The following is a 16,555-nucleotide window of genomic DNA, read 5'->3' as shown; positions in this document are numbered from 1 at the left end:
TTTTTTCAAGGACGCAAAAGTACTTAAACTTTTTGCTTACACCTTATATAATAGATAATTTTTCTACTTTTTTAAGTATTCGTCACGCCTTTGAAGAAAATCACGAAGAGCTTGTCGGATGGAACGCAACCCAAATTGTTCTGTATGAACTTCATTCAAAGGGGTCCATATAGCACTTTCTACATCATCCGCAGGACTCAACTTTTCCTCATTTTCAACCTTACAAACAAAGAAAGCATCAAGTGTTGGAATGTCAAAGCCACTATAACGATACTTATTGGGAAGCGAACAGAAATAATACTTCTCCTTAATAACGAGGTTCGTTTCCTCCATTACTTCACGTGCTAAAGCCTCTCCTATCGTTTCACCAATATCACAGAAACCACCAGGAAGATCCAACGTTCCACGTCCAGGATCAAACTTCCTTCGTGTTACTAGCAACTCTCCTTTATCATTCAAAATAAAGGCGGCTACGGCAGAACTAGGATTAAGAAAATATTCAAAGCCGCAACTCTCACAACGTTTACTCTTTTCATTCTGTTCAACAAAATGCTTACTTCCGCATACAGGGCAATACTGAAACTTCTCTAATACGTGCATAAAATGATTATTGGAGATGAATTATTAATTGAGAGAAAACTGATATATCCAATACCAAAAGAACAGTTGTTAACATAAAACTCACAATCATTAAAATACCTTTAGACTCAATGCCTTTTACTTCTTCAATTTGCAAATATACTAAAAACTCTAAACTTCCACTAGTTTAATCCTATATTTTTGTTAACTTTGCGCCAATAGGCTACAAATCTGCTTGTAACCAAGGAGGCATTACCTCCAGCATTAATAAAATTTTGATTATTACATCTTAGCGGATAAGAATCAAATAAACATTATATTAGAATGAAATTAAGAAAACTTTTTCTTGTAGCTGGATTAGCTGCTATTGCAATGTCAATGTCAGCTCAGAGGGCTTTTGATGTTAAACTCTATAATGGTCGTCCACCCTATGACAACGGCGACTCACAGGATACTGCAAAGGTTCGCGTATACCTTCCAATAGAAAAAGAAGCCACTGGGCGTGCTGTTGTCATTTGCCCTGGTGGCGGATACACCTCTCTTTCTATGGATAAAGAAGGTTATGATTGGGGGGAGTTCTTCCAGAATCAAGGTATAGCTGCTATCGTTCTAAAGTATCGTTTACCACATGGTGATCCAAATGTACCTATTTCTGATGCTGAACAAGCAATGAAGTTGGTACGTATGAATGCTACCAGTTGGAAGATTAACCGTAATGACATTGGTATCATGGGATTTTCTGCTGGTGGACATCTTGCAGCAACTATTGCAACATGTAGTCAAGGTGAGGCAAAGCCAAATTTCCAGATTCTTTTCTACCCTGTCATTTCGATGGTAGAAGGCTATGGGCATGAAGGTAGTCGTATCAACTTCTTAGGTAAGCGTCCAAGCAAGCGTGACGAGAAGAAATACAGTGCAGATATGAACGTTAGTCGTGTTACTCCTCGCGCATTCATCGCTCTTAGTGACGATGATGATACTGTTCCACCTGCAAATGGTGTCAACTACTACACAGAACTTTATCGCAATGATGTTCGTGCTTCACTCCATGTTTACCCTGGTGGTGGTCATGGTTGGGGTAGTAAGATTGGTTTCCGTTATCACGAAGAACTAATGATGGATCTCAAGGCATGGTTGAAGAGTTTCTAAACTCTCACCGAACATTATCCATAGAGACAACTGTTAACAACATATTGTTATCTGGAAAAACTTAATTAGCTTATAATTCTTGCGGGGTTGCCTTTACAGAGGTAATTTCGCATTTATTTTTGAACATCGAACTATTAATCTATTAACACTAAGCTTTGAGCCTACTAACACTAACCTTTGAATCGACTAACACTAATCTTTCTGAACTTTGACTATTGAACTTGGAACTTTATACACTTGATGCTGTTCTCCATTTAGCAAAAGACCATAAGGTTAAAACCAGGGGTCAAAGGGTAGAGGGTGAGCCTGCTTTTTTCTTTTCCTGCTGCAAAGATAAGCAGTTTTAGATAGAAAACAATGGGTTTTCGGGGTACAAGACTAACAAGTATTGCAAACAACTATGTAAGGCACTGTATTACAAGAAGATAAAAGTTCAATATTCAATGTTACTATCTAACAATCACACAAATCACAAAATCATAATAAGGAATTTCAATACAAAGAAAGGAGAGTTCATATAATATAATACCTTATTAATAAATAATAATATATAATGTCTTTCATTGGTATCAGTAAATACGAAAAAACCTTAATATGATTTTGTGATTTGTGATTGTGATTACTAATCACACAAATCACAAATCACAAAATCATAATAAGGAATTTCAATACAACGAAAAGGAGAGTTCATATAATATAATACCTTATTAATAAATAATAATATATAATGTCTATTTAAATTATGAGAGAATACGAAAAGAACTAAATGTGATTGTGATTGGTGTGATTTGTGATTTTAGTCTCTAACAATACAAGTATGTTTTTAACTTTACTGTCACTTTTACATTACTCGCTTCTAACATACTCCCAACGAGATACAAAGTTTAAGTTGTGACAGGAATGACATCAACGACAAAAATGAGATTTTTTATTCTCATCATTGTTCTTTATTTATCTTACAAAAAACTAGTGGGGATGCACAAGTATATGTACATCCCCACTAAGATTACTGTCTTTTTTATAATAGTTTCTCTATTTCTTCACTCAAATTCTGTATCTGTGATGGATTTTTTACAACGTTATTACCACGATCAATGAGATAGATGATTGGCATAGTCTGCGCAGGAGCAGTATATGCACGACTGATACCCGAATCATCATAAACGTTGATCCAAGGAAGACTGGCTACTTGTTCTTTCCAGAAATGAGCGTTATTATCGAGAGAAACCATGTATATCTCTAATCCACGATCATGATACTTGTTATAAAGTTCACGCATTTTCATAATATACTCAGTTGATCCCTCAGTCGCAAAGACATGAAAGTCAAGCAGAACAACCTTTCCTTTCAAATCAGTAAGATGATGTTCTACACCTCGATTATCGCGTAATGGCAAATCAATAACGCCCATCTCCTTCGCATCGACCTCTACAGGCTTACTTTGAGCTTGCACAATTCGCTCGTCTTTCATACCCTTGATGGTGATATTATGCAGGTTCTGTGTACGATCCGAACCAGGATAATAAGTGTCCCAACTCGTTGCAACTGCCCCAAACACCTTGTTATCCTTGGCATCCTTAGTAGGATCAAATATCAAACGAGCCTCATTTCCAACAACAATATACTGAAACAGAGCGAAATAACTATAAGCTCGCATTGGCTCCTTGAAGATGTAATTACGTGACACGTCTTGCTTATAACCACTAACAAGAACATTCACTAAAGAGTCGGCAATATCTGGTCGCTCGGCATAAATAGTTTGACACTGAGCTTGTAAGTCAACTTGCTTCAACGCCAACTCTTTTATCTTCTCATTCTCATAAGAACCTTTTACAGAATAATCTGTTGCCATCTGCGGATAAGTAGCTTGCACATTTACCGTTTCAGTAGAGTCTATAGCGATATTAATAATCTGCCCGGCTATACGTAATCGGTAGAACTCTGGGTTATCAACCTTATCTGAAGAGAACGAAAAATTGCCCTTTTCATCGAGTTTTACAGAATCTATTGTAGAGAAACCCTCTAGACCATTATGCTCAAAATAGAGCACAGAATCTTTTGCATTAGCAATTAAGCCATTAACATGAAATTGTTCTCCAGCACAACTAGCAAGCACAATTACCCCCACTGCTATTATTCCTGCAACGAATATTCTTTTAATAGTATGCTTCATTAATTAATAGATATTACGTTTTTAACTTTTAAAGTTTCGTGCAAAGGTAACGTAAATTGATAAAACAGCAAAGCAATTAGTATCAAATATTATCAAAGTGATATATAAAAAACAAAGTATTCTCCCCCTAAACTTCTGACTATTCCATTTTTCTTTCCTACGCCCCATTTCTACCTCACAAGAAACTTTACGTCAATCTACACAACCACCAATAGGTTTAGAAAGAGATATTCTCTTTTAAGCACATAAGGCTATTTTATTTGCTATAGTATTATCCTCTAAGTAAAAGAGCATCAGCCGAAAATAAATAGCTAATTATTTGTCTGTTACATATATAATAGGTAAATTTGCACGGATTAATTTTGAAGGGATGCGTGAAAAGGGACGTTAGAAGGTATCAAACCTTACGTACATATCACTTTTTGTTCCCTAGATGTTGGTCAAAACAATAAGTATTTTTAATTTTAGATGAACGTAATTACGAAAACAGTTCAATTGCCAGATGGAAGAACCATCTCAATTGAAACCGGAAAGGTTGCAAAACAGGCAGACGGAGCCGCAGTGCTCCGCATGGGCAACACAGTACTTCTCGCCACTGTTTGTGCAGCTAAAGAGGCAGTTCCGGGAACAGACTTTATGCCTTTGCAAGTTGATTATCGCGAGCAATATGCTGCAGCAGGACGTTATCCAGGTGGGTTCACCAAACGCGAAGGCAAAGCAAATGACGATGAAATCCTTACTTCACGCCTTGTGGATCGCGTACTTCGCCCACTATTCCCATCAGATTATCACTGCGAAGTTTATGTACAGGTAATGCTGTTATCAGCCGATGGCATTGATCAGCCAGACGCTCTCGCAGGATTTGCAGCATCAGCAGCTTTAGCAGCTTCTGACATCCCTATTGATTATCCTACATCAGAGGTGCGCGTTGCACGTGTTAATGGTGAGTATGTCATTAACCCTACCTTCGAGCAGATGAAACATGCAGACATGGATCTCATGGTGGGTGCCACTAAGGACAACATTATGATGGTTGAGGGTGAGATGGATGAGGTTTCTGAACAAGATCTTATAGGCGCATTGAAGGCAGCACATGAGGCTATCAAACCTATGTGTGAGATGCAGGAAGAGCTTTCTAAGGCATGTGGTACAGACGTGAAACGTGAGTATGACGACGAAATCAATGATGAAGACTTACGCGAACAGGTACGCAAAGAGACATACGATGCTTGCTATGCAGAGGCTCAAAGCGGTGATAACGATAAGAAACATCGTGAGGAAACCTACGAGAAGATTAAGTCTGACTTCATTGAAGCATACGATGCAGCACACACAGACTTAAGTGAAGACGACCTCGAAGAAAAACACGCAGAAATAGAAAGATACTTTGCTGATGTTCAACGTGACTCTATGCGTCGCAGTGTACTTGACACTGGTAAGCGTATGGATGGACGTGCAACGGATGAGATTCGTCCAATATGGTGCGAGGTAGATTCTCTACCAATGCCACACGGAAGCGCTATCTTCCAACGCGGTGAAACGATGTCTTTATCAACTTGTACACTCGGTACCAAGATGGACGAGAAGATGGTTGACAACGTGTTAGATAAGAGCTATCAACGCTTCCTCTTACACTATAACTTCCCTCCATTCTGTACTGGTGAAGCTAAGGCGCAACGTGGTGTTGGTCGTCGTGAGATTGGTCATGGTCACTTGGCATGGCGCGCTTTGAAGGGTCAGATTCCAGCAGATTTTCCATACACTGTACGCTTAGTTAGCCAGATTCTTGAGTCTAATGGTTCTTCTTCTATGGCTACCGTATGTGCAGGAACATTGGCATTGATGGATGCAGGTGTTCCAATGAAGAAGCCTGTATCTGGTATTGCTATGGGCCTTATCAAGAACCCAGGTGAGGACAAATATGCTGTATTGAGCGATATTCTTGGTGATGAGGATCACTTAGGAGATATGGACTTTAAGACTACAGGTACTAAGGATGGTTTGACTGCAACACAGATGGATATCAAGTGTGATGGTCTATCATTCGAAATCTTGGAGAAGGCTTTGATGCAGGCTAAGGCTGGTCGTGAGCATATTCTCAACCTATTGACAGAGACTATCGCAGAGCCACGTCAGGAAATGAAACCACAGGTTCCCCGTATTATCCAATTGGAGATTCCAAAGGAGTTCATCGGTGCTGTGATTGGTCCTGGTGGTAAGATTATCCAGCAGATACAGGAAGAAACAGGTGCTACTATCACTATCGAAGAGACAGAGGGAATTGGTAAGGTACAAGTTTCTGCGCCTAACAAGGATTCTATTGATGCTGCTCTTGGTAAGATTAAGGCAATCGTTGCCGTTCCAGAGATTGGCGAGGTATATGAAGGAACAGTGCGTTCTATCATGCCATACGGTTGCTTTGTAGAGATTCTGCCAGGTAAGGACGGCTTGCTTCACATCTCTGAAATCGACTGGAAGCGTCTTGAGACGGTTGAAGAAGCTGGTATCAAGGAAGGCGACAAGATTAAGGTTAAGTTGCTCGACATCGATCCTAAGACTGGTAAGTACAAGCTTTCTCGTCGTGTATTACTCGAGAAGCCAGAGGGTTATGTAGAGCCTCAACGTCGCCCAAGAGGAGAACGTCGTCCACGTCGTGATGGTGAGCATCGTCATGAAGAGCGTCGTCCACGTCGCGAGAATAACGATGTAGAGAATAACGACTAATCGTTCTTTTGAAATCATACGATAATCCCCCAGGAGTCGATTAATAGCTTACTGGGGGATAAGTTTTTTCTTCTTTCCCTTGCTCATTCCATTTTATCTTTTTACCTTTGCCGCTGTGAAAGAATTAGCAATGACATATCAAGTGAATGAAGTACTGCAAAGAATTATTCGATTCTTTGCATCTTTTTGCACTTTATCTTTGGTCAATCCAAATAATTTGCTAACACACACACACACACTATGCGCACCTAGCGTACAATAACACATTTTTTCTTCTCGCATACGCGCGCGCGAAGCGTGCCGTAACCCCTGTAAACAAAGGACTTCTAGGAGTTTCCTTTGTTCGCTTTTTTATGCCCTTTTGCGAACTCAATTTTAAGCAAAATAAGAACGAAATAACAACTATTTTAATCAATGAAGTAATGAGAAAAAAGCAAGTAAAGAAGAGTTATTCTGCACCAGCGTGCATGATAATTCAAGTCAATGAAGCCACTTATTTGATGGATACGTCTTACCCCAGTCAGCACAGAAAGGCAAACCATGCTACTGGTCCAGCTGCTGCCAAATCAGCAGGCTTATGGAATGATGAAGACGTAGAAGATGAGAGCGCATCTTCATGGGAAGACTAATAGAGAGTTATTAACTAAAAGAACAAAGAAAAGATGAAGCAAACAATGAAACAACATTCATTTACATCACAACTAAAGTCCTTGGCACTCGTATTTGGTGTAGCCTTGGCTTTCGCATCTTGTGCTAACGAGGACGTAGCGCAGAACCCAACTAACCCAAATGATGATAACGACAAGAACCTCACTACCTTCGTTGCAGGTGACGAGACAAAGACCCGCACATCTATGGATTACACTACTGGTGACTTCTATTGGGAGGCTGGCGACTATATCTACGTAAAGGACGACGACGGTACATGGCAGAAGAGCAGCAATGCTCCAACAGAAAAGACGGCATCCTTTAAGTATAAGGTACCTGGAAAGTTTACCGCAAGTGCAAGTTATAAGGTTTATTATCCAGGTAAGAACAGCAGTAACGATCAAGTAAATATCCCAACTGTCCAGACACAAACGGCACCGAATAATACCTCTCATTTTGGCGAATCAGGTGATTGCGGAACTGCAACGGCTACTGGTACTTTAGGAGGAACATTATTTAGTTTCACCCTAAATCATCATGCTGCAGTACTTGTCTTTGAGCCTTATACAACAAATAGTGTATTTCAGCGTTGCTTTCTCACTAAGGTGGAAGTCTTGTCTGATAAAGATATAGCTGGAACTTACACACTTGACGCTACAACAGGAGAGATAAAAGGTACTGGAACAAGCAAGAAGATAGTTCTTAATACTGTAGGTACTGGAAGCTATGCTGATGGTTTTTCACTTAACAGCAGTTCTGCAAATCCAACAATTAATGGAGCTTACATGGTAATTCAGCCAGGTACGCATACTCTTCATATTCGTTATTGGATAAAAGATAAAGTGACTGGGCTTTCTGGTTCAATTACAAAAGTCTTGCCTGCATTTAATTATAAAGGTAACTACTATTATGATTTGGCTGCTAATTTTGATACACGTGTTTATAGTGGACGAAATTATTATGCAGTGGATGCAAAACAAAATTTGTGGTATGAGCATGAATGGGATTCTGCTGACCCTTGGCAACCAACAGCTCTTGGTGAGCTACCACATACCCCAGCAGGCTCTTATCCGTCTATGGAAACTTTTCCTAATTATAGTAGTGATGCAGCTCAAACTCCATTATTTACAGACTCCAGATTCCCCACTTTGAATGGAATTGCATGGTATATCAAAAAAGGAGATCCACGTTGGGATTCTGATGAAATATGGGTTACAATGGGACATATTTATAAAGGTGGTATTTGGCTCAAAAAGAAAAATAATATTTCAGGCTTCAGTAATACAGAAGCTCCAGATGGATTAGGTGATCTACGGAATTACAATTCTATTCCTTATCCTGCAACTCTACCAGAGGTTGTAAATAATACCTTTAATTCAGGTATTCCTCAACTTAACGAAATAGATCAATATTTTTATTTACCAGCATTGGGAGCATACATGGGTGGTAGTTATGGTCCATTGACAGATATTGGAACGAAAGGATATTACCATCTTAATGGACGATATGTAGATGCGTGTGCTCATCATATGGCAGATTATTGTTTATTTGAAGAAGGAAAGGTTGAATTACTGCAGGGCGGTGATCATATAGGATTGATAGCACAGTTTTTTGAATAATAATCTGGTGATATCTATAACATCGTAAATGTATACTTTATGCCTCTGCGGAGTATGATGTAGAATAACGAGTCTCAAAGGTGTTTAACACCTACGGTCAAGGGTGTTTAACACCCTTGGTCAACAGTGTTAAACACCCTTAGGCGACAGTGTTAAACACCCTTGATGAAGAGTCTTAAACACCCTTGGAATGAGGTGCGAACACCAATGAAAGAGTTAGTTTTAATAACATAATTATCAACCATTTAATAGTAAATACTATGGTAGAATTTGAGGTAAAATCAAAGAAGCAAACAATCGGGAAGAAGAAGGGGCAGACAGTGTATTATGCTGTGCCCAAGAGTAACCAACACATGACGCTTGATGCGCTTTGCGACATGATTATGGACGAGACCTCGCTCTCGCGCGGTGACGTGATGAACACGCTTATCACGTTGGGCAAGATGGCGTGCCGATCGTTGAAGATGGGTGCCAGTGTTGACCTCGGCGACCTCGGTTCGCTCCGTGTTTATTTCCCTCCAAAGATGATGGACAATCAGAAAGATGTAACAGCCGCCACGCTGAAGAAACCAAAGATTGTCTTTACTCCTAAGAATAGGATGCGCGATGCTGCAAATGCCGTGGAGGTGTCAGTGGATAATCCAGCTAGGAAGAAAAGTCCCACGCCCGATCCTTCTCCTAAGGACAAGGAGAGTGAAGATCACTCTGGACCAGTGACAGAGGGATAAAGAATAATATCTTTCCAGGGGGTGCATTACTTCGTATAATGCCCCCTGGGAAGTCAATAGATTATGGCTTTGGAGCCTTAAATCGTTTATTAGAGCTAGACGAAGAACACCTCATAAATCCTTTGCTATTCTATTGTTTGCAAATCTTCTCTTTTGTTAATAATCATAAAAGAGAAACCTATTATTTGCTTTGTTACGAAATAACAAATATCTTTGCCACGGAATTTCAAAGGCTTTTAGATGGCTAAGCAAAACCAAAATACGAGACAGATGCTTATTGCATGGCTACTGTTGGCACTCTTCATGTTGCCAATGGTGGTTAAGTCTGTGCATGTATGTCAGGTTGAAACTGAGCTTGCTAACGGTCATCACGCAACAGGACAACAAGGTCAAAGCCACAATCCTGATTCTTGTTCCATCTGTCACTTTACCTTTTTCAACTTTGTAAAAGGTGCGGATGTCTTGCTTGCAACAGCAACCCTTATCTTATTGGGCTTCCTCTTCCTTTTTACGCACATCTCTTATGTACGCCCAGAGGTAGAAGTCACCAGCCTTAGAGCTCCCCCTGTACGCTTTTAAAGGGGACGTTCATAAATGATAATCACTGTTATTAGTCTTCCTGATTATCAACTTATTATCCTTTATTAAGCCCTCTTTCCGTCATCACGACAGGGATTATAGTGTAATATTGCATCCTCTCGTATAGGGGAGAATACGCCTTATTGTAAGTCTATAATCTGTCGTCATGGCGCACAAACACCCTCTTTTATATTGCTTCCAACGCATATAAAGGAGAGCTGAAACAGCATTTTTTATTTAAACATTAGAACAAGTGATAATGAATAAAGCTATTTTAGCTTTCGTTCTATCACCTATTTGTGTGACAGCAGTAGCCGTACAACACACATCAATAGTCGTTCCAGCGAAAGAAAAAAACGACGTTGATAGTAGTATTGTTATGCAAAATGTCACCGTATTAGGCGATCGTCAGAAAGAGACACAAATGTCATCTTCTGTCAATACTGTACGCATTGACAAGTCGTATTTACAGACAAACTTCACGGGAAGTCTCATGCAATCACTCAGTGGAATACCAGGAGTTAAGGCAATGAGTATCGGTTCTGGACAATCGAAACCCACGATACGTGGACTCGGTTTTAATCGAATGGTTGTAACCGAAGATGGCATCAAACATGAAGGACAACAGTGGGGAGATGACCACGGATTAGAGATTGATCAGTTCGCTATCGACCGTATCGAAGTGATTAAAGGACCTGCTGCCCTACTCTATGGATCGGACGCTATTGGTGGAGTTATCAATCTTTACACCAACTTCATACCTACCAAACCATTTGAAGGAAGTGCCTCTCTCTTCACCAGAAGCAATAACGCATCTATTGGAGCAGCAGCCCGTTTGCAAGGAACTGGTAAGCATTTCTATTGGAAAGCAAACGCAACTTACATTGATTATGCCGATTACAAAGTACCAACCAATAGTATTCAGTACTTCTCTTACGACATCCCTCTCTATAAGAAAAGACTTCGTAACACAGCTGGATTAGAGCGTGATGGGAGCGTAACCATTGGTTACAAGCATTATAACTTCCATACTGAGTTGAAGTTTTCTGATACATATTCAAAGAGCGGATTCTTTGCTAATGCACATGGTTTGGAGGTCAGATTGTCAAGCATTGACTATGATAAGTCACGTCGAGACATCGACTTACCCTATCAGAGTGTGAACCATTTTAAGGCAATGAGCCACACTGTTTATCAACATGGTAACCTAGCTCTTGAAGCCAACATAGCCTATCAGAACAACCATAGAAAGGAGCTTGCAGAAGCGGTGTCACATGGTTATATGCCAATTCCTCCACATACCCTTGAGCGTGAATTTAAGAAAGATACCTACACTGCCAACGTCATTATGCGCCTCACGATGGGTGAACGACACACACTGACAACAGGTATCAATAGTGAATATCAGCATAACCGCCGTGCAGGATGGGGCTTTATTATTCCAGACTTCGAGACGAGTTCGTTCGGAGCCTACGCCTTCGACCGCTTTAAAGTGACGAACGACTTGATTTTGAATGCTGGTGTTCGTTATGACCACGTACATACTCACTTGCACAGTTACAACGACTGGTTCAAGACACCAATCAATGCTACTGACTCCGTATATAAGGAACGCTCCATCAATCTTAGCCGTTCTTTCAATAGCTTGACATGGTCAGCTGGTGTAAACTATGCAGTTAAGCAATGGATATTGAAACTCAATATCGGTAAGAGTTTCCGTGTTCCAATACCAAAGGAACTCGGTACAGATGGTGTCAATTATCACATCTTTAGATATGAGAAAGGTAATCCAGACCTCAAACCAGAAGAGTCTTATCAAGTGGATGCAGGTATTCACTGGGGCAATGATCGGCTTTCCGTTCAGTTCGATCCCTACCTCAATTACTTCCCGAACTACATCTACATGAATCCAACTCCCGATTACTACGAAGGCTTACAATGGTATTTTTATACACAAAGTCGTGTGATTCGCTATGGAGCAGAGCTACAATTAAACTGGAAGATACTCCCTTCTCTGAGTACGGAACTAAAGGGTGAGTATCTATATGCCGAACAGTTATCAGGAGCAAAGAAGGGTTACACTCTTCCATTCAGCACTCCTTGGTCAGCAGATGCCACTATCAAGTATGATTTCTGTCGTGAGAAGATTGGTAATGAGGGCTTTGTAGCATTCAACTTGCATGTTACTGGTAGACAAAACAATATAGTTCCACCAGAGAAACAGACGCCAGGTTACTACACTCTAAACCTCACTGCAGGAAAGAATTTCAACCTCGGTAACAAGAAACTACGCATTAATCTCAATGCAGAAAACCTCTTGAACCGAAAGTATTACGACCATACTAGCTTCTATCGACTCATCGATGTGCCTGAACCGGGACGCAATGTAGCATTAATGGTAGGGCTAGACTTCTAAAGAAGAGATAGCACTTAATCTTACAAATTAAATCTGAGATAGTGAAAGGATGAGCGTGGTGGGCAGACATATACACATCTTCTTCCCCCATGACTCCCTTTCCTTAAACATAAACAAACAAGTCATTAAAGACAAGTTATAAGATTACAAATCTAGGCGAAAGCCTTACTTAAAACAATTTACACAATGAAAAAGAAACTATTTATTGGTGCTTTAGCACTCTTAAGCGTGTTTGCAATGGTGTTGACATCATGTGACAACGATGACATCACACCAAGTTCTATTGAATTCAAGGATCCTGAATTTGGTCATGACAACAACAAGATTGGTATCATCGGAGGTGATATTCACCTTGAGTGTGACATTGTCTCAAATGCAAAAATCCGTGTTATCCAAGTTGCATTATTAAAAAATAATAAGCCTGTAACTAGTCAGATCTATGATAATGCTAAGTATGTTGGCGTGTTAAACACCAAGTTCCATGAGCATCTTAAGCTCTCAAACGACCTCGAAGAAGGTGAATATACTTGTATTATTGCTGTTACAACAGTTGATAACACTACTCGTTACATCAGTGAAAAGATTCAGTTAAAGAAAAAGACAGTTGATACGAAGGCACCGAAGATAACCAATCTAAATGTTGACAAGATGACTGCTGCACCTAATGAGAAGCTCACTTTCCAAGCCAACATAGAGACAACTTCAGATATTAAAGAGATTGAGGTTGAGTTCCACGGAGACAAGGAACATGAGATAGAAATCAATGATCTCAATGGTAAAAAAGGTAAGATTACATTTAACAAAGAGCTTGCTGTCCCTGCAGAATGTAAACCAGGTACCTATCACATACACTTCACTGTAAAGGATGTTGATGGTCACGAGACAACCGAAGAGATTGAGGATTTTATCGTAAAATAACCTCCTTATAGTATTCTTCATCAATAACAACAAGAGTAAACAGCACATGTGTCCGCCCTACCCTCCTATGAGGTGGCGGACACATATACCTTACATCTTTTAGAAGAACCAATTAATTAACAACGAACAAACATAAAACAAGAAACTTATGAGAAAGGTTTTATTCGGTTTAACAACTGCTGCAATGCTATTGGGAACAATAGCTTGCACTAATAACGACGACATTATAAAAGACAATCAACTACCAATTATCACTGATCAAGGCATTGTTGCTGTTCCAATGGATTGTAATGTGTTTCAAAGAGGAGGCATTATCCCCTTCCGTTATCGCCTTACTGATAATGACGAACTGGGTAGTTACAACATAGAGATACACAACAACTTCGACCAACACACGCATGGAACACAGGCTCTAGGCTGTTCTATGGATCCAAAGAAGAAGCCTGTAAAGCCTTTCCACTATGATGAAAGTTTCAAGATACCTAGCGGAAGTAAGTCTTTCGATGCTAAGCAAGATATCGAAATACCATCAGATATTGACCCAGGAGACTATCACTTCGTCATTCGAGTTACCGATCAAACAGGCAACCAGCAATTGCGTGCAATGGCTATAAAGATAAAATAAAGGTTAAAAGACTTGCTTCTTTCAAAGAAAATATAATATCTTTGCAGCCCGAGAGTATAAAGATTAATTACAAACTAATGTATAGAAAGTTATGAAAAAAGTAATGTTATTGGTAGCTGCATGCGCAGCTATGGTAGCTTGCAACAATGGCAAGACTACTACAAACGCAGAGAGTAAGGATTCAACAGCGCAGGACTCTGTTGCAGCTGACTCATCAGTTTATGAAGGAATGACACCTGCTGCAGACGTTGCAGGTATCAAGTATCATGTCGCATTAGCGAAAGATTCAACCAATGGCTACAGCGTTTCAGAGGCTTATATGAAGTCTGAAACAGAAGTAGACACCACTTACAGCTACACAGGTAAGTATAAGGTTGTAGAGAAGGATGTTAAGGGTAAGAAGAATACCTACTACCAGTTTGAGTTGGGCAAGGGCAACACTACCAACTTCCTCGTAGTAAATGATTCAACCCTCCGATTAGTTAACTCTGACTTTGAAGAGCCTACTGTTAACAGCAAGGACATGAATTATGACTTGAAGTTGAAGAAGTAATTCCTGTCGACTTAAGGTTTTAAAAGATTAAAGCATAGGCTACATAAGTGGATTCGCAACCATTTGCGCAATCGCTTATGTAGCCTTTTTGCATCCCAGCCAGTCTATCTCCTTCATTTAAGATTAGCGCCTCTCCCCCTCCTCCAGAGGAAGAGGATAGGTTCTAAACACCACTACGAATCATAGACAAACACAATGTTTCTTTTCAAGATAGAGAATAAGTACTATTAAGGAAGTGCTTTCTTCCCATCAAAGAAACGCCCTCTTCACTATAAGGGAACGCCCTTCTTAAATGGAGAAAAGCGTTCCTTTACTAGTCCCCATAGCCACATACCCTTCTTCGAAGGAGCTTGAAAAGGCTTTTACTAGCATTCCCTTAACCTTTCCTCTTCCCTTCTCATTCCTTGAACACACCTATCTTTTTTCTTTATTATGCCCCATGTTAACGTATAAATGCGTATCTTTGCAATGGGAAGAATGGCACATTCGCTACCAGTAGTTCCCTTTTCATCAATCAAAAGACAAAGAATTAACAGTAACAAATAGGTTAAATGGCACTGAACTACATTTGGATAGCGTTCTTCTTCATCGCTTTCATCTTTGGAATCATCTCTCTTCTGATGGGCGACACGACTATATTTGAAAAGATGGTAAAAGCTACTTTTGAATCATCAGAGACCGCTTTTACAACATCCCTGAACCTAACTGGTATCTTAGCATTGTGGTTGGGCATCATGAAGATAGGTGAGCAAGCGGGAGTTGTCAACGTTCTTGCACGCATGTTGAGCCCTTTTCTATCGAAGTTGTTCCCTGATATCCCACGAAATCACCCTGTCATGGGGTCGATCTTCATGAATATTGCGTCCAACATGTTGGGTCTTGACAATGCAGCAACGCCTACCGGACTAAAGGCGATGAGCCAAATGCAAGAACTAAACACGAAGAAAGACACGGCAACAAACCCCATGATCATGTTCTTAGTGCTGAATACTTCAGGACTAACCATCATCCCAACAGCTATTCTTGGCTATCGAAGCATGTACGGGGCAGCCCAACCAACCGACGTATTCATCCCTATCTTATTGGCAACAACCATTGCTACACTGGTTGGAATACTACTTACAGCAGGCTGGCAACGCATTAATATCTTCCAACCCACGCTCCTCTTAGGGCTCATCGGACTGATGGGGTTTGTCGGAGTAGTCATCTGGAGCTTTGGACAAATGGACAAGCAGACCATGGCAACAGTAACTTCTATTGCCTCAAACCTCATCTTGATGACCATTATCGTCCTATTCATTGCTGCCGGACTATTAAAGAAGATCAACGTTTATAACGCTTTCATCGAAGGAGCAAAAGAGGGTTTTCATACGGCAGTACGCATTATTCCTTACTTAGTTGCTATCTTAGTGGCTGTCGGAGTATTCCGTGCTTCAGGTGGTATGGAGCTGATGATGAAAGGTATTAGATGGTTTGTCGAAACCTGCGGACTGGACACTCGATTCGTCGACGCACTCCCTACGGCTCTTATGAAACCTCTTTCAGGTAGCGGGGCACGTGGACTAATGATTGAAGCAATGAAGACATACGGTGCAGACTCATTCGTTGGACGATTAAGTTGTATCTTCCAAGGATCAACAGATACCACCTTCTACATCCTAGCAGTCTACTTCGGTAGTGTGAGCATTAAGTACACACGACATGCAGTAGCCTGTGGATTGCTAGCCGATTTGGCTGGTGTAATAGCTGCAATCGCTATCTGTTATATCTTCTTCTAGTAACCAATATAAGACGATTAGGGGTTACTACTTCTCTAGAAGTATGTGCCTAATAATAAAAACAAG

General features: G+C 40.3%; 13 protein-coding genes. 11 read left to right on the top strand and 2 right to left on the bottom strand.

Annotation, left to right across the window (positions count from 1 at the left end; all coding sequences use genetic code 11):
• Positions 1-63: 63 nt before the first annotated feature.
• The gene (locus O3603_RS00555; protein ID WP_311453408.1) at positions 64-600 is read right to left on the bottom strand and encodes an NUDIX domain-containing protein; all 537 of its coding nucleotides are present in this window, start codon (positions 598-600) and stop codon (positions 64-66) included.
• A gap of 303 nt (positions 601-903) precedes the next feature.
• On the opposite strand from O3603_RS00555, the gene O3603_RS00550 reads away from it, so the two are divergent.
• Positions 904-1,728 carry an alpha/beta hydrolase gene (locus O3603_RS00550; RefSeq protein ID WP_371519541.1) on the top strand — a complete coding sequence of 275 codons (825 nt, stop codon included), beginning with the start codon at positions 904-906 and terminating at the stop codon, positions 1,726-1,728.
• A 1,018-nt stretch (positions 1,729-2,746) separates the two neighbouring features.
• On the opposite strand, the gene O3603_RS00545 is transcribed toward O3603_RS00550, so the two are convergent.
• The gene (locus tag O3603_RS00545; RefSeq protein WP_371519539.1) at positions 2,747-3,901 is read right to left on the bottom strand and encodes a DUF4369 domain-containing protein; all 1,155 of its coding nucleotides are present in this window, start codon (positions 3,899-3,901) and stop codon (positions 2,747-2,749) included.
• Between the two features lie 468 nt (positions 3,902-4,369).
• On the opposite strand from O3603_RS00545, the gene pnp reads away from it, so the two are divergent.
• The 10 genes from pnp (at position 4,370) to O3603_RS00495 (ending at position 16,489) form a co-directional block, all read left to right on the top strand.
• Entirely contained in the window at positions 4,370-6,625 is a 2,256-nt protein-coding gene (pnp, locus tag O3603_RS00540; RefSeq protein WP_371519536.1) for a polyribonucleotide nucleotidyltransferase, read from the top strand.
• A 422-nt stretch (positions 6,626-7,047) separates the two neighbouring features.
• On the top strand, positions 7,048-7,254 hold the full coding sequence (locus tag O3603_RS00535) for a hypothetical protein (protein WP_371519534.1): 207 nt from the start codon (positions 7,048-7,050) through the stop codon (positions 7,252-7,254).
• A gap of 33 nt (positions 7,255-7,287) precedes the next feature.
• Positions 7,288-8,892 carry a fimbrillin family protein gene (locus O3603_RS00530; protein ID WP_371519532.1) on the top strand — a complete coding sequence of 535 codons (1,605 nt, stop codon included), beginning with the start codon at positions 7,288-7,290 and terminating at the stop codon, positions 8,890-8,892.
• Between the two features lie 260 nt (positions 8,893-9,152).
• Complete coding sequence (locus O3603_RS00525; RefSeq protein WP_371519530.1) at positions 9,153-9,620, top strand: HU family DNA-binding protein; 468 nt, start codon at positions 9,153-9,155, stop codon at positions 9,618-9,620.
• A 240-nt stretch (positions 9,621-9,860) separates the two neighbouring features.
• Positions 9,861-10,199 (top strand): hypothetical protein, encoded by a 339-nt coding sequence (locus O3603_RS00520; protein ID WP_155714962.1) that lies wholly within the window; start codon positions 9,861-9,863, stop codon positions 10,197-10,199.
• 259 nt (positions 10,200-10,458) lie between these two features.
• Positions 10,459-12,615 carry a TonB-dependent receptor gene (locus O3603_RS00515; protein WP_371519527.1) on the top strand — a complete coding sequence of 719 codons (2,157 nt, stop codon included), beginning with the start codon at positions 10,459-10,461 and terminating at the stop codon, positions 12,613-12,615.
• A gap of 186 nt (positions 12,616-12,801) precedes the next feature.
• The gene (locus O3603_RS00510) at positions 12,802-13,533 is read left to right on the top strand and encodes a DUF4625 domain-containing protein (RefSeq protein WP_371519525.1); all 732 of its coding nucleotides are present in this window, start codon (positions 12,802-12,804) and stop codon (positions 13,531-13,533) included.
• A 148-nt stretch (positions 13,534-13,681) separates the two neighbouring features.
• Entirely contained in the window at positions 13,682-14,158 is a 477-nt protein-coding gene (locus tag O3603_RS00505) for a DUF4625 domain-containing protein (RefSeq protein WP_371519522.1), read from the top strand.
• 91 nt (positions 14,159-14,249) lie between these two features.
• On the top strand, positions 14,250-14,711 hold the full coding sequence (locus tag O3603_RS00500; protein WP_287315284.1) for a copper resistance protein NlpE N-terminal domain-containing protein: 462 nt from the start codon (positions 14,250-14,252) through the stop codon (positions 14,709-14,711).
• Between the two features lie 551 nt (positions 14,712-15,262).
• On the top strand, positions 15,263-16,489 hold the full coding sequence (locus O3603_RS00495; protein ID WP_009435459.1) for a nucleoside recognition domain-containing protein: 1,227 nt from the start codon (positions 15,263-15,265) through the stop codon (positions 16,487-16,489).
• Positions 16,490-16,555: the final 66 nt, after the last annotated feature.

The sequence above is a fragment of the Prevotella sp. 20925_1_30 genome (assembly GCF_041433025.1).
Classification (GTDB): Bacteria; Bacteroidota; Bacteroidia; order Bacteroidales; family Bacteroidaceae; genus Prevotella; species Prevotella vespertina.
This window is presented reverse-complemented; position numbering and strand designations above follow the sequence as displayed.